Consider the following 15088-nt stretch of genomic DNA (forward strand, 5'->3'; position numbering starts at 1 on the left):
CCGTCTCCTGAAGACCGATGACTTTTCTTAAGGGAGATCTTATGTTTACTACCAGAATTATCGATATAAAAGAAAAAGACCGCTATAAGCAATTTGTGGATTCCCACCCCCAAGGGCATTTTCTGCAATTATGGGAATGGGGCCAGGTTAAAAAAGGAACCGGCTGGGAATCCTTGCCCCTGGTATTGGAACAAGATGGTGAAATTAAAGCGTCTTTGTTAATTTTGAAAAGAAGACTGCCTCTACCCGGGCTGAAAAAATGCATTTTCTATTCACCCCGGGGTCCGGTGGCAGATCCGGAAGACGAAGAGCAAATAACAGCCCTTTTCAACGGAGCCGCCCGGGTGGCCAGAGATGAAGGAGCTATTTTTCTAAAAATCGATCCCGATGTCTCCTGCAACAACCAGCATTTCCAGGAAATATTGCAAAGAGCCGGGTTTAAAAAGAACGAAACCGGTTTGAATTTTGAAGGGGTTCAACCTAATTTTGTTTTTCGCCTGGACATCACCCCTACCGAGCTAAAACTATTGGAAAACATGCATAGCAAATGGAGATATAATATCAGACTGGCTGGGAAAAAAGGGGTCAAGGTAAGAAAAGCCGAGAGCAAAGAAGACCTGCGGCTATTTTATGAATTGCTTCAGGAAACGGCTCAGAGGGATAAGTTTTTGATTCGGGGTTATGAATATTTCGAGTGGATATGGGAATACATGGTGGAAAAAAAGCTGGCCGGTATATTTTTGGCTGAATACCAGGGAATGCTGGTGGCAGCTACCCTGGCTTTGATTAGCGCTGGGAAGGTCTGGTATCTTTATGGGGCTTCCAGCAACCTGCATCGCAATGTTATGCCTAACTATCTGATCCAATGGGAGATGATACAGTGGGCGCGCCAGCAAGGTTGTTCCATCTATGATTTCCGAGGCGTTTCCGGAGATCTGGATGAAGATAACCCTCTTTATGGATTATATCGCTTTAAAAAAGGGTTCAATGGCGATTTGCTTGAATTTGTTGGAGAATGGGACAAGGTTTATTCTCCGCTTTTCTACTGGCTCTGGACCAAGGTCTTGCCTGTTTACCTCAAGCTGAGCCGGGCGTTGTTACGGCCCGGGAAAGGACAGGAGATGTCTGGTGAAGCAATTTAAGTATGATAAGTGGTTGGAGATTGATATTGATGCAGTCAAGCAAAACCTGGAGGGGGTTAAATCTCTTCTGGATAGCAGTGTGCGCCTGCTGGCGGTGCTAAAGGCCAATGCTTATGGTCATGGGGCAGTTAATATGGCTCGTTACCTGTATCAGAATGGGGTCGACTTTTTTGCGGTCAGCTTTTTATCTGAAGCCTTGGAATTGAGAAAGGCCGGAATACGCTCCAGTATCCTGGTTTTTAGCCCGGTGGTGGATGAAGAACAGGTTAAGGAAGCGATTAAAAACCATATTACCCTCTCCATCAGCTCTTTATTTGACTGCCAGTTGCTTAATCAGGTCAGCCTGCGCCTTAACCAAGCCTTGAGAGTGCACCTGAAGGTGGATAGCGGGTTGGGACGATTTGGTTTCATTAATATGGAAGAAATCAGCGCAGCATGCCAGTCATTAAAGGAGAATAACTGCATATATATTGAAGGAATATACACCCATATGGCTGATGCGGCATCAGGGAACCCCGCTTACACGGAAGAGCAGTTCCGCCGTTTTATGGAAATAGTAAATAAACTGGCTCAGGCTGGTTATAAGATTCCGCTGCGGCACTGTGCCAATAGCGCTATTTTTTTAAAATATCCCCATATGCATTTGGATGCCGTCCGTATCGGCACCCTTATTTCAGGGCAGTACCCGGCTGGAGATTTGCCCCGGCCAATGGAATTAATCGACCCTTTTCGCTTTAAATGCAAGATTATTTCCTTAAAAACCCTGAAAGCCGGAGACTATCTGGGTTATTCCCGCAGCTACCGCTTGAAAGAGGATGCGCAGATAGCGGTGATTCCTGTGGGTTATATGGATGGACTGGGGCTAAATGTCGGCAACAAAGCCGAGGGCTTCATTGATTTATTGAAAATTCTGCTTAAAAACATTTTCTTTTATTATGATCTGGGTCGTTTTAAGTTGCAGGTGAAAATCCGGGATAGTTTATATCCCGTAAGGGGAAAGGTTTTTATGCAGATGGCTATGATTGAAATACCGACTGACTTGGAACTGCATATCGGAGATGAGGTCGAAGTCCCGGTAAGAAAAACCCTGGTAGCCCGGGATCTGGTGAGAATTTATACTAAAGCCGGAGAAGCGGTAAAAATAGGGGATCAAGACGGTACTTCCTATATAGTTGAGGGGGACTGAAATGCATAAAAAACTGGTGGTTTTTCTTTTGCTGGCATTCCTTTTGCTAATGGCCGGCCTGTCCATTCGAGCTGTAAACCGCTTGGATCATGGTTCAACGCGGGAGGGGACAGCTACCATTGCTGTTGTTCAGATTAATGGTCCCATCGGCGGGGTTTCCAGCTGGCTGGAAGACAGCAGTTCTACCGCCGGCGATATTATGGAGGCCATTAGAAAGGCGGGCAAGCGCGAGGATATTAAAGCCGTAGTTGTGAGGATCGATAGTCCCGGTGGCAGTGCCGGGGCTTCACAGGAAATAGCCATGGAACTGGATCGCTTGCGGGAGAAGGGCAAGCCGATAGTTACTTCCATGGGAGATGTTTGTGCTTCCGGGGGCTACTGGATAGCCTGCAGCACCGATCATATAGTAGCCAACGGTGCCAGCATGACCGGAAGTATCGGTGTTATTATGCAGCTCAGCAACCTGGAAGGGCTTTATGGAAAACTGGGTATTCGAAACCAGACTATCAAGAGTGGTGAACATAAAGATATGGGCTCTTCCGCGAGAGAGCTGAGCGCGGAAGAGGAAAAAATCCTTCAGGCCTTGGTGGACGATTCTTACCAACAGTTTTTGGAGCAGGTGCAAAAAGGCCGCCAGGAAAAAATTGCAGCGGATAAATTGTTGGAAATTGCTGACGGGAGGATATTCACCGGCAAGCAGGCTTTGGAACTGGGGCTGGTGGATAGCCTGGGCAATTATTATGATGCAGTACAACAAGCGGAGAAAATGGCGGGAATCAAGGGCGAAAGCAAGTTGGAAGTAATTAATGCCTTTAGCTGGTGGGATCGCTTTAAACTGGGCATGCTTAATCCCAACATCTTCCAGCAGGGAGGATTTGCGGAGTTGAAGTATTAGGGTTTTTATTTATTCAGGGCCTTTAGGGGGGGCGCGTATGACTTTAACAGAAATGGTTTACGGTATCCTATTTCAACCAGTTTCGACCCTGCAATACCTGAGCCGGGAAAAACCTTTATCCCGGGCTATGCTGGTATTTGTATCGGTGCTGCTGTTTAATACGCTGGTAAATCAGGCTATATCCATGGCCAATATTGAAGAACTCCCCTTTTCATTGCCGGTTAATCTACTTTGGTTATTTGGCCTTATGGGGATAATATTTTCCATTCTGCTTCTTTTCTTAACAGCCGGTTTTTTTTCTCTTTTGAGCGAAGTTTTCTTCGGGCGCGCAAATGCCAGTGGATTGCTGGTTTGTTTAGGGTTTGCTTCAGTTCCCGGCATACTGGGACCGCCTTTGCAGTATGCTGCTATCCTAATAAAGCTGCCAGCCGGGGTAGTGCTTTTTCCTTTGATCAGCATAGTCTGGGTGATGATATTACAGGTAATGGCTCTGCGGGAATCATTGGAACTGGATACGGGTAAAGCAATTCTTTTATATATATTTCCATTGTTGTTAGTTATCTTGTTTTTGGCGATAATAACGGCATCCTTTATCTCCAGCTTCCCCTTTGCGGAGTTATAACGAGGTGAAATATGTCCCCCGCTTTTTTAAGTGACCGGGTTCCTATTAACAAAATACAGGCGGCGGCAGGTTCTAATCCCTCACCTCGCTGCAGCGCTGTGTTGAAACTGCTCCGCAGTTTCTTCCGATGCTAAAAAAATTTACCCCAAATAAGGAGGATATTTTATACAAGTGAAGAAATAGATGGTAGATGTGGGGTGAAATAATGAAGCGAAAAATAATGATAGTGGATGACCAAAAAGGAGTAAGGCGCCTGTTGGAAGAGCTCTTTAAAAGAGAAGGCTGGGAGGTTTATGCTGCGGCGGACGGAAAGGAAGCTATTGAAAAAGTGGGTCAGTTTCAACCATCTATCCTCCTGATAGATATGAAAATGCCCAATATGAATGGACTGGAAGCTTCCCAAAAAATACTGGAGAAGCACCAGGGACTGGCAATAATAATGATGACGGCCTATGGGGAGATGGAAGTAGTAAAAAGGGCTCTCGAGTCAGGGGTCAGAAAGTGTATAACCAAGCCTTTTGATATTCTTTACTTGAGAGATGAAGTTAACCGAATAGTTGCGGAAGAGGTATCATAAACAGGAAGATTTGAAAGAGGTGATATCGGTGGCATTAGTATCAGTAAGCAAATTATTATTCCAAGCAGACAAAGGAGGCTATGCGGTTGGGGCTTTTAATGCCAATAACATGGAAATCGTACAGGCCATTATTAGAGCGGCAGAACTGGAGAGATCTCCGGTTATTATGCAGGCCAGCCAGGGGGCTATAAACTATGCCGGGCTGGAGTTCATAAGCGGAATGGTAAAGATTGCTGCAGAATACAGTTCGGTGCCGGTGGCCTTACATCTAGACCACGGTACTGATTTTGAGCAGGTGGTAAAATGCATTCGCAGTGGTTTTTCCTCGGTGATGTATGATGGTTCCAAACTTCCCCTGGAAGAAAATATAGCTATGACCAAAAAAGTACTGGATATAGCCAGACCTATAGAGGTATCAGTGGAGGCGGAGCTGGGAAAGATAGGGGGAACTGAGGACGATATTCATGTGAGTGAGAAGGAAGCCATGTATACCGATCCCGAAGAAGCCAGATATTTTGTGGAACAGACCGGGGTGGAAAGCCTGGCTATCGCTATAGGCACAGCCCATGGGCAGTATAAAGGAGAGCCCCGGCTTGATTTTGATCGTTTGGCCCAAATCAAGTCTCTGGTAAAAATACCCATAGTCCTCCACGGCTCTTCCGGGGTGCCGGACGAATCGCTTAGAAAGGCCATTAAACTTGGAGTATGCAAGGTGAATATCGATACCAACATCAGAGAAGCTTTAGTCTGGACCATGCGAAAAGTTATGGCGGAGAACCCGGCAGAAATTGATCCCCGAAAAATTCTGGGACCGGCCCGCGAGGCGGCAGTGGAGATTATCCGAGAAAAAATTAGAGTTTTCGGCAGCTCAGGCCAGGCATAGAAGGTTCTGGTTGCGTAAATATACAAGTAATGCGGTGACGGCAAGTATTGGCCCAAGTAAATCAGAAAGGAGGATGTTTTTGCGGATTTTTATTGATTCTGCTAACATTGAAGAGATAAAAGAGATAAACAGCATGGGTTTTCTGGCGGGAGTAACCACCAATCCCAGTCTGGTAGCTAAAGAAAAAAAGGACTACAAAGGATTGATCCGGGAGATATCCATGCTGGTGGACGGACCGATAAGTGCGGAAGTAATAGCGCTTGATTATCAGGCGATGGTACAAGAGGGAGAGGAATTGGCGTCAATTCATCCCAATGTTGTGATTAAAATACCCCTTTGCGAAGAGGGACTGAAAGCAATCCATGCCCTAAAGCAAAAAGGTATTGCTACCAATGCCACCCTGGTATTTTCAGCCAACCAGGCTCTATTGGCAGCCAGAGCCGGAGCTAGCTATGTTAGTCCTTTTATTGGCCGGGTCGATGATACCGGAAACGATGGGCTTACATTATTGGATGATATTGTGCAGATTTTTGACCAGTATATGGTGGAAACCGAGGTGATTGCGGCCAGCATCCGGCATCCCATGCATGTTGTGGCATCCGCCAAAATTGGTTCCAATATAGCCACCGTACCCTACCAGGTAATCAAACAGATGGTAAAGCATCCACTTACTGATGCTGGTATAGAAAAATTTATGAGTGATTGGAAAAAGGCTTTTTAAGAGAGGATTGTTTTGGGGCTTTAAAATATAGTTCAGCTGAACAGAACTATTATTCCTTTAGTTTTTTGGGTGCATTGCCAAAGGGGAAATAAAACAGGGAGGGTTTTTCTTGGAGAGGGAATTGGCTCTGGAGTTTGCCCGGGTTACAGAGGCTGCAGCTCTGGCCGCTGCACGATGGGTCGGTAAAGGAGATAAAGAGGCAGCAGATGACGCAGCTGTAACTGCTATGAGAGTCATGTTTGATACGGTGTCGGTTGACGGCGTAGTGGTTATCGGGGAAGGAGAAATGGATGAAGCCCCCATGCTCTATATCGGGGAAAGAGTAGGTATAGGTGTTCCTCCCCTGGTAGATATTGCGGTAGACCCCCTTGAAGGTACCAATATCGTGGCCAAGGGTCTTACCGGGGCTATTGCCGTACTGGCTATTGGACCCCGGGGAACCCTTCTTCATGCACCGGACATGTATATGGATAAAATTGCTGTGGGTCCGGAATGCAAAGGCCGGGTACATTTGGATGCATCCATAAAAGAAAACCTCTGGGAAGTGGCCCGGAGTTTGAACAAACTGATAAGTGAAGTCACCGTAGTGGTTTTAGAGCGTGAGCGGCACCAGCACATAATTGAAGAAGTAAGGCGGGTAGGGGCGCGTATCAAGTTGATTACTGACGGGGATGTATCTCCAGCCGTGGCGGCGGCTTATCCCGAATCCGGGGTAGATATAGTATTGGGTATTGGGGGTGCTCCCGAAGGGGTCATTACCGCGGCAGCCTTGAAGTGTTTGGGGGGCGATTTTCAAGCCCGCCTCTATCCGGAGGATGAGGATGAAATTGCCCGCTGTCATAAGATGGGCATAAACGATATTAATAAGATTTTTACCATAGATGAAATGGTTCAGTCAGAGGATGTAATATTCGCCGCCACGGGCATTACTGATTCATTTCTATTAAAAGGGGTACGTTATTTTAAACGGCGGGCGGTTACCCAGACGCTGGTAATGAGAAGTCTATCCGGCACAATCAGGCATATAGAAGCCAATCATCACCTGGATAAGAAACCTTTATTTAAAGATCAGCGTATACAGTTAAAGATGGACTAGGACTTAATCTAAGATATTGCTCTGTAATCTAAGTGATGCCCGGTGGGCACATTAGCAATTCTCAAAGTCTTTTCTGTTAAATGAAATTTCCAGTAGGAAAAATACTAGTTTTCTCAGGAAAGTAATGATTAAATAGCATTAATACTGGTATAATAAATATAGGATTTCACTTTAGGAAGTTCACTGGCAGTTCTATTCCCACATGCTAGCCTTCAAAAAAAGAGCATTCAAGGAAGTATAGTTTAGTGCTTGTTAAAGTTTAATAATCTTCAATTACATCGCAGCATACAGGAGTATCTTTACTTCGGTTGCCGGTTTGCCCAGAATTTTATCATTATGAAAAGGATTATTAGATAAGGAGGGAAAAATTGAATATCTCAGAGCTGGAGAACAAAACCATGCTGGAGCTATACCAGGTTGCCAGGGATTTAAACCTGGCAGGCTATTCCAAGCTCCGCAAAAAGGAACTGGTTTTCGAAATAACCAAAGCCCTGACCCATGCTGACCAATTACTTCAGGCCCAGGGAGTACTGGAAATAATGCCCGATGGATATGGATTTTTAAGGCCATTCGCTTACCTGCCCAGCCAGGAGGACATCTATGTATCTCCGTCTCAAATCAGAAAGTTTGAATTAAAAACGGGGGATCGGGTCGGGGGACAGGTAAGATCGCCCAAGGATAACGAAAGATTTTTTGCTCTTTTAAAAGTGGAAGATGTTAATGGCTTTCCTCCGGAAGAGTCAGTTAAGAGGATACATTTTGATGCCCTAACCCCCCTGTATCCTACGGAGAAACTGACCCTGGAGACCGTACCTCACGAGCTGCCCACCCGTATAATTGACCTGGTGGCCCCCATCGGCAAAGGCCAAAGAGGCCTGATAGTAGCACCACCCAAGGCGGGAAAGACCATTCTTTTACAAAAGATTGCTCAGGGGATAAGTGCGAATTATCCGGATATTGAGCTTATTATCCTGCTGGTGGATGAAAGACCGGAAGAAGTAACCGACATGCAGCGTTCCACCAAGGCTGAAGTGGTAGCCTCAACCTTTGACGAACCCCCGGAAAACCATGTTAAAGTCACCGATATGGTATTAGAGAGGGCCAAAAGGCTGGTAGAACATAAAAAAGATGTAGTTATTCTGATGGATAGTGTTACGCGTATGGCCCGGGCTCATAACCTGGTGGTGCCACCGAGCGGAAGAACACTATCCGGGGGGATAGATCCGGCATCCTTGGACAAACCTAAACGCTTTTTTGGTGCTGCGCGCAATATTGAGGAAGGTGGAAGCCTGACCATTATCGCTACCGCTTTGATTGAAACCGGATCTCGCATGGATGAAGTCATTTTCGAAGAGTTTAAAGGTCGGGGCAATATGGAATTGGTATTGGATCGAAAATTGTCCGAGCGCAGAATATTTCCCGCCATCGATCTTAAACGTTCTGGAACCAGGAAAGAAGAACTGTTGCTGAATAATGAGGAAATGGAACTAACCTGGAATCTACGCAACGCTTTTAGCGATTATAATCAGATAGAGAGTATGCAGCTAATGATTGATACTATGAAAAAAACCAAATCCAATAAGGACCTCTTGCGCGCTGCTCCGCTGGTATTTGGACGCAAAGAGCATGCAAGAAGCGCCTATTAATCTAAAAAATGAATAATCCTCTTTAATAAGGTTAAGAATAAGGGTCAACAGGCCCTTATTTTTTCTTTTGGAAATGAGGTGAAAATACCAGTGAAAAGGATTTGGGTTTCACTGCTCTTGAGTGCTTGTATGCTCATGTCCACTGTAAATATGTCTTGGGCCAGTATTTGTGAGGGGAGATTTACTCCCTGTTTAAAAAACCAGGCTCCCAACGGGGTTAGCCAGGAAATTACCTACCGAATTCAAAAAGGCGATACTCTGTGGGCTATCGCCCGCTATTATGGGGTCAATATGGAAACCCTCATGATGATTAACCGCCTGGATGAGAAGAGTATTTTAACAGTGGGAAAGCTCTTACAAATACCTGGTACTAATGCCTGCGTGCATATTGTAAAAAGAGGTGAAACCCTCTGGCAGATTGCCAGCAACTATGGGATTAGGCTGGACGAATTGCAGCGACTCAATAGAGATAAACAAGCTGATAAACTACAGGTAGGTGAGCGGCTTAGTCTTCCGGCAAGAGCTAGACCAATTGCTTCGACCAACACTCCTTCACGCGGGCTTACCCGGGGAAGCGGCTTATTTAGCTGGCCTATTATGGGTACCATTACCTCAGCTTATGGATGGCGTAAATCCGGGTTTCATCATGGCCTGGACATAGCCGGGAAGGTGGGTGATCCTATCCGGGCGGCCGCCAATGGCAATGTTGAGCAGGCCGGTTGCCAGCCTATATATGGACAAACTATTATCCTGGAGCATGGAGACGGCAAAAAGACGGTTTATGCCCACCTGGAAAAGATTTATGTAAAAAAGGGGCAAGAAGTAAAGCGGGGTAAAATAATAGGCACTGTTGGTACCAGCGGTAGGACAACCGGGCCACACCTGCACTTTGAAATAAGGGCAGGCGATGAAACCATTAATCCCCTGCAATTACTCAGATAATTGTACTTAAAGCTCCCTTCGTAGGGGGCTTTTTTTATTCCTTGATTTGAGGTACGCTGGTAATATAAAATAATGTCGTCAACCTTAATAGTGACATCCGAAGGATGGAACATCAGGAGTACCCGCAGGGTGCTGCATCCATGCTTCTCCACCGCTCGCTTGTATATTTATACAACCCTTATATAAAATAGGGGTTTTTGCAGTGGAGTTAACGAGTGGATTTTATCGTCCGGTATTTTTCTTTATGGGGGTTAAGATGTATCTTAGTCTTTATGCCAATGAAAAGGGAGAGGTTTTGGATCATCCCAACGTACTCATGCTGGGACGCAGCGGTAATGAATGGCTGTTGCCTGAGGCCAGTGAAATGATGCCTTTACCCCGGGGGTCGTCATTGGTAAGAATACCGGGGAACATCCCGGTAGGATTGGACATGAAAGAGCGGCTGGCGTATTTTGAATATGACCCGCTGGCCTCCGGACAGCGGGCTTACGCTGTTGCAGCCCTTCTCCCCCAGGGTTTCACCCGTACCCTCCTGCCGGCTTGTGTGGGTAGTTCCGGGGAAGCCCTTCTCCCCCTCCTGGGTTATGCTGCAGTAGCGCTTAAAGAAGGAAAAATCTATGTCGCGGCCGTACAAAGTGATGAACACCGCAAATGGCATCCACATTATTATAATACGGAAAGACTACCGGTAAAGATAAACTACATGCTGAGAAAATATCCCGGGAACCTGATATTGCGTCAATTAGCCCGCTGTTCCCTGGAATATGGCTGTTTTACCGCCCAGAATATTTTCTACCAACGCTGGGAGGGTGGTATTCCAAGTATGAAAGCCTGTAATGCCGCCTGCATCGCTTGTATATCCGAAGACCATTGTGGCACCGCATCGCCGCAAAACCGTCTGGACTTTGTCCCTACGGTGCAAGAGATTGTTGAAGTGGCCAGTGAGCATCTTTTGAAGGCACGGGATGCTATCATTAGTTTCGGACAGGGATGTGAAGGTGAGCCGGCCTTAAATGGGAAAAGGTTATCCCAGGCCATCCACCGGATACGAAATCTTTGTTCACAGGGAACCATCAACATGAATACCAATGCCGGTTATTGTGAAGGGGTTAAGTTGATGACTGATGCCGGAATGGATTCTATGCGGGTTACTATTTTTTCAGCTATAGAAGAAAACTACATAGCTTATCATTGCCCGCAGGACTACAGCCTGGCTGATGTAGAATACTCCATCGCCTATGCCCGGGAACATGGGGTAAAGATATCTTTAAATCTATTAACCTTTCCTGGATTTACTGATCGTATGGAAGAAGTCGAAGCCTTGGTGGAATTTGTTCGCAAGAACCAGGTGGACATGATTCAATTACGCAACTTAAATATAGATCCCGAATTCCTAATGCGGATCTTTCCAGGAAAGAGTCCGGTTTTAGGCATAAGCAATTTTATAAAACTACTGGAAAGGGAACTTCCCGGAGTAAGAATAGGCTCATATACTCATACGGTTCATCGTAAGTAGGGGATTAGGAGTAAGAGTCAGGGGGTAAGAGGGAGGAAAGAAGGATTGGAAAAGAAAGGACCATATACGGTTAGGGAATTAAAAAATCTATCCCCAGGCACCCAGTTCTGGGGTAAATATCTAATACTAGGTAAAAACCTTAGAAAGACCAGAGATGGACGAGAGATAATTGACCTGAGAATAGGTGATTCCACCGGCGAAATATACTCCATTGTATGGGATAGTTGCACGGTCAATGGCCAGTTAGAGCCCGGGGTGGTAATTGGCTTATTAGGGGATATAGGAACATACAACCAGCGGCAACAGGTAACCGCAAAGAGAATAAAGATACTGGAGGAGGAAGCCGGGCCATATTTGAGGAAGCCGGAAGTTAGCCTGGAAGAGTTGATAGGGGAGTTTGAACAAACTCTGCAATCCATCACAGATCCCTACTTAAAGGAATTATTACAGCGGGTATTCAATCCGGAGATTCGCAAGAGATTTTTCCAGGCCCCGGCAGCCAAAAAGATTCATCACAATTATTATGGCGGTCTGCTGGAGCATTCTCTGTCAGTGGCTGGTTTATGTAACAAAGTGGCCGAATCTTACCTGGATATTAATAGAGATCTTTTGCTCACCGGAGCATTATTGCACGATATTGGGAAGCTTTCAGAATTCGAGATGGATGTTGCCCCCAACTATACCGCGGAGGGCAGGTTACTGGGACATATAGTCCTGGGCAGTGAACTGGTGGCTGACAAAATTAAAGATATGAAAAATGAAGGCATAGAGTTTCCGGCGGAACTGGAATGGATGCTCAAGCACCTGCTGGTCAGCCATCATGGCAGCCTGGAATTTGGCTCCCCGGTGCTTCCCTTATTTACGGAAGCTTATATTCTCTATGCCATGGATAACCTGGATGCCAGAATCTATGTATTCCAGAATAAAATTGAAGAAGATGACAGTGATGATAAGTATTTTAGTAAATATGACAGCTTCTATGGGCAGCATTTCTTTACCTACCGTTATTAGGATAAGGGGATTATACCTGGCTTCGCAGAAATTCTCTACGCTATACCACGGATTCATCGTCGACTTTAACCTGGTCTCCGGTTCTTACATATCCTGATTCCAGGACGCGGCAAAATATACCTTCCACCGGCATGATACAGGAGCCGACCTGTTTTTTTATAGCACAAGCGTTATTATGACACTCTTTACCGATTTGAGTAACTTCCAACAGGGCTTCGCCCAATCTAATACGGGTACCTATAGGTAGGGCAACCACATCTAATCCACCTATGGATATATTTTCTGCAAAATCGCCATAATATACATCAGCACCCAGTGCCCGCATTTTTTCAAAGCTGGAGAGAGATAAGAGGCTGACCTGGCGATGCCAGCTTCCCTTATGGGCGTCTACTTCAATTCCCAAATCTGCCTGGAGATAGGCTTCACCGATATCATGCTTTTTTTCTCCTCGTTTTTCCGAAATATTTACTGCTAAAACTTCTCCATTCATTACTATATTGCCTCCTGTTTAATATGCTCTACAAGAATATTACATCAAGTGGAGCAAATTCTCCAATATTTTGACTGCAATCACTGTTAGTTAGAAGCTGGCTAAGAATTGCTGGAGAAGTGAAAACCAGGCTCGTGATATTGAATCTATCTACAATGATATGGGATTCCGCCAGTCTGCGGGTAATAATTTTAGAGCTTTGAGCAACCACCTGCGGATAGTGGGCAAGTAATTCCCGACTGGAGTAGCAAGCGCTTACTGCTTGTAAGGATTCCTGTATGATAGGAGCTATCAAGTTATCCTCGAAGGATATGCCTTCCTTCTGATAAAGTTCCCCTGCGTGGGAAGGGTCGACATGGTAGTACAGTGAGATGGCAGCGTTCACTGTTTGCAGATCCCGGCTGCTGCCAAAGCTTGCATTTCCAAAGAATGAACCCGGCAATCCAGATAGACTATCTCCTGGTATCCGGGAACCCGCAAATGAAGGCCTTCTTCCATAACTGTTTTCTGTACCTTTCCATGTTCGAGAATGATGCCTACATAGCCGACCGGTACAGCTACCAGTGGGCGCAGTAAAAGCAAGAATAACAGCAAGAAAAGGAAGGAGAGTCCCCATTTTAAATGTTTTTTAGAGAGATTTATTTCCAGCAAAATATACAAAAGAAAGCTATCCTTTCATGGTATTGCCCAAATAACAAAATTTCACGTTTTATTTAACATTTCCTGCTAAAATTGGCGAATGCCCGTTTTTTATTGGCGAATGCCCGTTTTTAAGAGAGGAGAGTAGCTGGAAAGAATAGAAGTCTAATAACGAGATGAAATATGTCCCCTGCTAAGCGGTCGGTTCCTATTAACAAAACAGGCGGCGGATTCTAATCGCCCGCCTCGTTGCAGCGGTGTGCTGAAACTGCTCCGCAGTTTCTTCCGATGCTTAAAAAGGTAGCGGACGTGGGGGTCATATGACTTTTTATTACAGGGGAGGCGAGATATGTATTCTGTACCCTGGTATGCTATTGTTCTTATCGCCGTACCACAAACCATCTTGATAATAAAAATTGGCTTTGGCTTGTTCAATTTGCAGGTGAATACCCGCCAGTGTTTGCTGGCTACGCTTATAGTGTCGGTGGTTACTTACTTTTTGAGAAAGCTGCCTTTGATGTTTGGAATTCATACGATAATACTGGTTATCTTATTGACTATCCTGGTAGTAGTTTTGCAGCGGATTGATTTTTGGCGAAGTTTGGTTGCAGTTTTACTGGGAGTTATGATATTAGGTGTAATTGAAAATGCCTATTTGCCGCTATTATTACAGTTTACTTCCAGGACTGTGATGGACCTGGCGGAACAACCCTGGTTTAATATAGCCGCATTCCTGCCCGAATTCCTTATTGGCTTGCTTTTATATGCCTTTATCCGTTACCGCAGCTTTGTCCTTTTTGATTTGAAAAGAGCCGGGGAAGTCCAAAAACCGGTTAATCATGGGGTATTTATTATTGCGGTCATACTATTGCAGAGCTTTTTGCTGGTCTTGATCGGTGCTGCTCTGCTGGTTAATCAACAACGCTTCAATATTGCTGTTATCGTTCCCTGGGCGAACATGGCCATATTGCTGGTAGCTTTATTGAGCATAGCAGCCATAAAACAATTGGAGGAAAACAGCCGTAACAGTCAAAGGGTCCAACTATTAAAGAGTCATCTGCAACAGGTGGAGCTGCTATTAAAGGTCCTACAGACCCAAAAGCACGAATACAGCCGGCATATTCAGGCTATACAGTCCCTGGTTTATTTAAAGCGCTATCAGGAAATCAAAGAATACATTGAAGGAATCGCCGAAGAATACTGGCATATGGAAGAAGTCCTTTATACGACTCACCCGGTGCTTACCGGATTGCTAAACAGCAAACGCAGTTTTGCCGAATCCCAGGGTATAGAGTTGGCAGTAGCAGTGAAATGTGACCCGGCGGGGATACCCATCCCCCCCTGGGATTTATGCAGCATATTGGGCAACCTCCTGGATAATGCAATGGAAGCAGCCCTGGAGGACAAAGGCAAACCCCGGGTAGCGATAGAATTCAAATATGAATTCCCGCATTATGTAATTTATATTCAAAATAACGGGACCAGGATTTCCGCCGCTGAGAAACAAAGGATATTTGAACCGGGCTATACCAATAAGGATTCTCCGGCCCGGGGTTACGGACTCTACCTGGTCAGCAGGCTGCTGGAGCGCTACCAGGGGACGATCGAAGTTACGAGCAAGGGACAAACCAGTATAATCGTAAGATTAGCTGATAAAGGCAGCAATAAAGCTGCCGGTAAAAGCTATAGCAGCTTGGAGCGCTGGATGACCGGGGGTTGATG

The 15088-nt window shown here is 45.5% G+C and carries 16 protein-coding genes; 13 read left to right on the forward strand and 3 right to left on the reverse strand.

The window, feature by feature from the left end:
- Window positions 1-41: 41 nt before the first annotated feature.
- From AWB54_RS02510 to AWB54_RS02565, 12 genes are all read left to right on the forward strand, one after another.
- Window positions 42-1142 (forward strand): lipid II:glycine glycyltransferase FemX, encoded by a 1101-nt coding sequence (locus AWB54_RS02510; RefSeq protein ID WP_082735973.1) that lies wholly within the window; start codon window positions 42-44, stop codon window positions 1140-1142.
- A complete protein-coding gene (gene alr, locus AWB54_RS02515) occupies window positions 1129-2328 on the forward strand; it encodes an alanine racemase (protein WP_061213066.1) in 1200 nt (399 codons plus the stop codon). The genes AWB54_RS02510 and alr overlap by 14 nt, the downstream gene beginning before the upstream one ends.
- Window position 2329: 1 nt before the next feature.
- Window positions 2330-3223 carry a signal peptide peptidase SppA gene (sppA, locus tag AWB54_RS02520; RefSeq protein WP_061213067.1) on the forward strand — a complete coding sequence of 298 codons (894 nt, stop codon included), beginning with the start codon at window positions 2330-2332 and terminating at the stop codon, window positions 3221-3223.
- Window positions 3224-3260: 37 nt separating this feature from the next.
- On the forward strand, window positions 3261-3845 hold the full coding sequence (locus tag AWB54_RS02525) for a Yip1 family protein (protein ID WP_061213068.1): 585 nt from the start codon (window positions 3261-3263) through the stop codon (window positions 3843-3845).
- A 205-nt stretch (window positions 3846-4050) separates the two neighbouring features.
- Window positions 4051-4422: a response regulator gene (locus AWB54_RS02530; RefSeq protein WP_061213168.1), complete on the forward strand. Its 372-nt coding sequence runs from the start codon at window positions 4051-4053 to the stop codon at window positions 4420-4422.
- A 28-nt stretch (window positions 4423-4450) separates the two neighbouring features.
- The gene (locus AWB54_RS02535) at window positions 4451-5305 is read left to right on the forward strand and encodes a class II fructose-1,6-bisphosphate aldolase (protein ID WP_061213169.1); all 855 of its coding nucleotides are present in this window, start codon (window positions 4451-4453) and stop codon (window positions 5303-5305) included.
- 79 nt (window positions 5306-5384) lie between these two features.
- Complete coding sequence (fsa, locus tag AWB54_RS02540) at window positions 5385-6026, forward strand: fructose-6-phosphate aldolase (RefSeq protein WP_061213069.1); 642 nt, start codon at window positions 5385-5387, stop codon at window positions 6024-6026.
- A 109-nt stretch (window positions 6027-6135) separates the two neighbouring features.
- Window positions 6136-7122, forward strand: a complete 987-nt coding sequence (glpX, locus tag AWB54_RS02545; protein WP_061213070.1) for a class II fructose-bisphosphatase — start codon at window positions 6136-6138, stop codon at window positions 7120-7122.
- Window positions 7123-7490: 368 nt separating this feature from the next.
- Window positions 7491-8768, forward strand: coding sequence for a transcription termination factor Rho (rho, locus tag AWB54_RS02550; protein ID WP_061213071.1), 1278 nt, complete (start codon window positions 7491-7493; stop codon window positions 8766-8768).
- Window positions 8769-8858: 90 nt separating this feature from the next.
- Window positions 8859-9710: a peptidoglycan DD-metalloendopeptidase family protein gene (locus AWB54_RS02555; protein WP_061213072.1), complete on the forward strand. Its 852-nt coding sequence runs from the start codon at window positions 8859-8861 to the stop codon at window positions 9708-9710.
- A gap of 202 nt (window positions 9711-9912) precedes the next feature.
- Window positions 9913-11226: a radical SAM protein gene (locus tag AWB54_RS02560; protein ID WP_235811065.1), complete on the forward strand. Its 1314-nt coding sequence runs from the start codon at window positions 9913-9915 to the stop codon at window positions 11224-11226.
- Between the two features lie 45 nt (window positions 11227-11271).
- Entirely contained in the window at window positions 11272-12237 is a 966-nt protein-coding gene (locus AWB54_RS02565; protein ID WP_061213074.1) for a 3'-5' exoribonuclease YhaM family protein, read from the forward strand.
- Window positions 12238-12277: 40 nt separating this feature from the next.
- On the opposite strand, the gene AWB54_RS02570 is transcribed toward AWB54_RS02565, so the two are convergent.
- The 3 genes from AWB54_RS02570 to AWB54_RS15590 are packed head-to-tail and all read right to left on the reverse strand — an operon-like array spanning window position 12278 to window position 13387.
- Entirely contained in the window at window positions 12278-12727 is a 450-nt protein-coding gene (locus tag AWB54_RS02570; RefSeq protein WP_061213075.1) for an MOSC domain-containing protein, read from the reverse strand.
- 28 nt (window positions 12728-12755) lie between these two features.
- On the reverse strand, window positions 12756-13169 hold the full coding sequence (locus AWB54_RS15175) for an SPFH domain-containing protein (RefSeq protein WP_160328894.1): 414 nt from the start codon (window positions 13167-13169) through the stop codon (window positions 12756-12758).
- On the reverse strand, window positions 13109-13387 hold the full coding sequence (locus AWB54_RS15590; protein WP_061213077.1) for an SPFH domain-containing protein: 279 nt from the start codon (window positions 13385-13387) through the stop codon (window positions 13109-13111). The genes AWB54_RS15175 and AWB54_RS15590 overlap by 61 nt, the downstream gene beginning before the upstream one ends.
- Before the next feature lie 328 nt (window positions 13388-13715).
- Between AWB54_RS15590 and AWB54_RS02585 the strand changes: the two genes are divergently transcribed.
- Entirely contained in the window at window positions 13716-15086 is a 1371-nt protein-coding gene (locus tag AWB54_RS02585; RefSeq protein WP_061213078.1) for an ATP-binding protein, read from the forward strand.
- Window positions 15087-15088: the final 2 nt, after the last annotated feature.

The organism is Syntrophomonas wolfei subsp. methylbutyratica, from assembly GCF_001570625.1.
GTDB lineage: Bacteria > Bacillota > Syntrophomonadia > Syntrophomonadales > Syntrophomonadaceae > Syntrophomonas > Syntrophomonas methylbutyratica.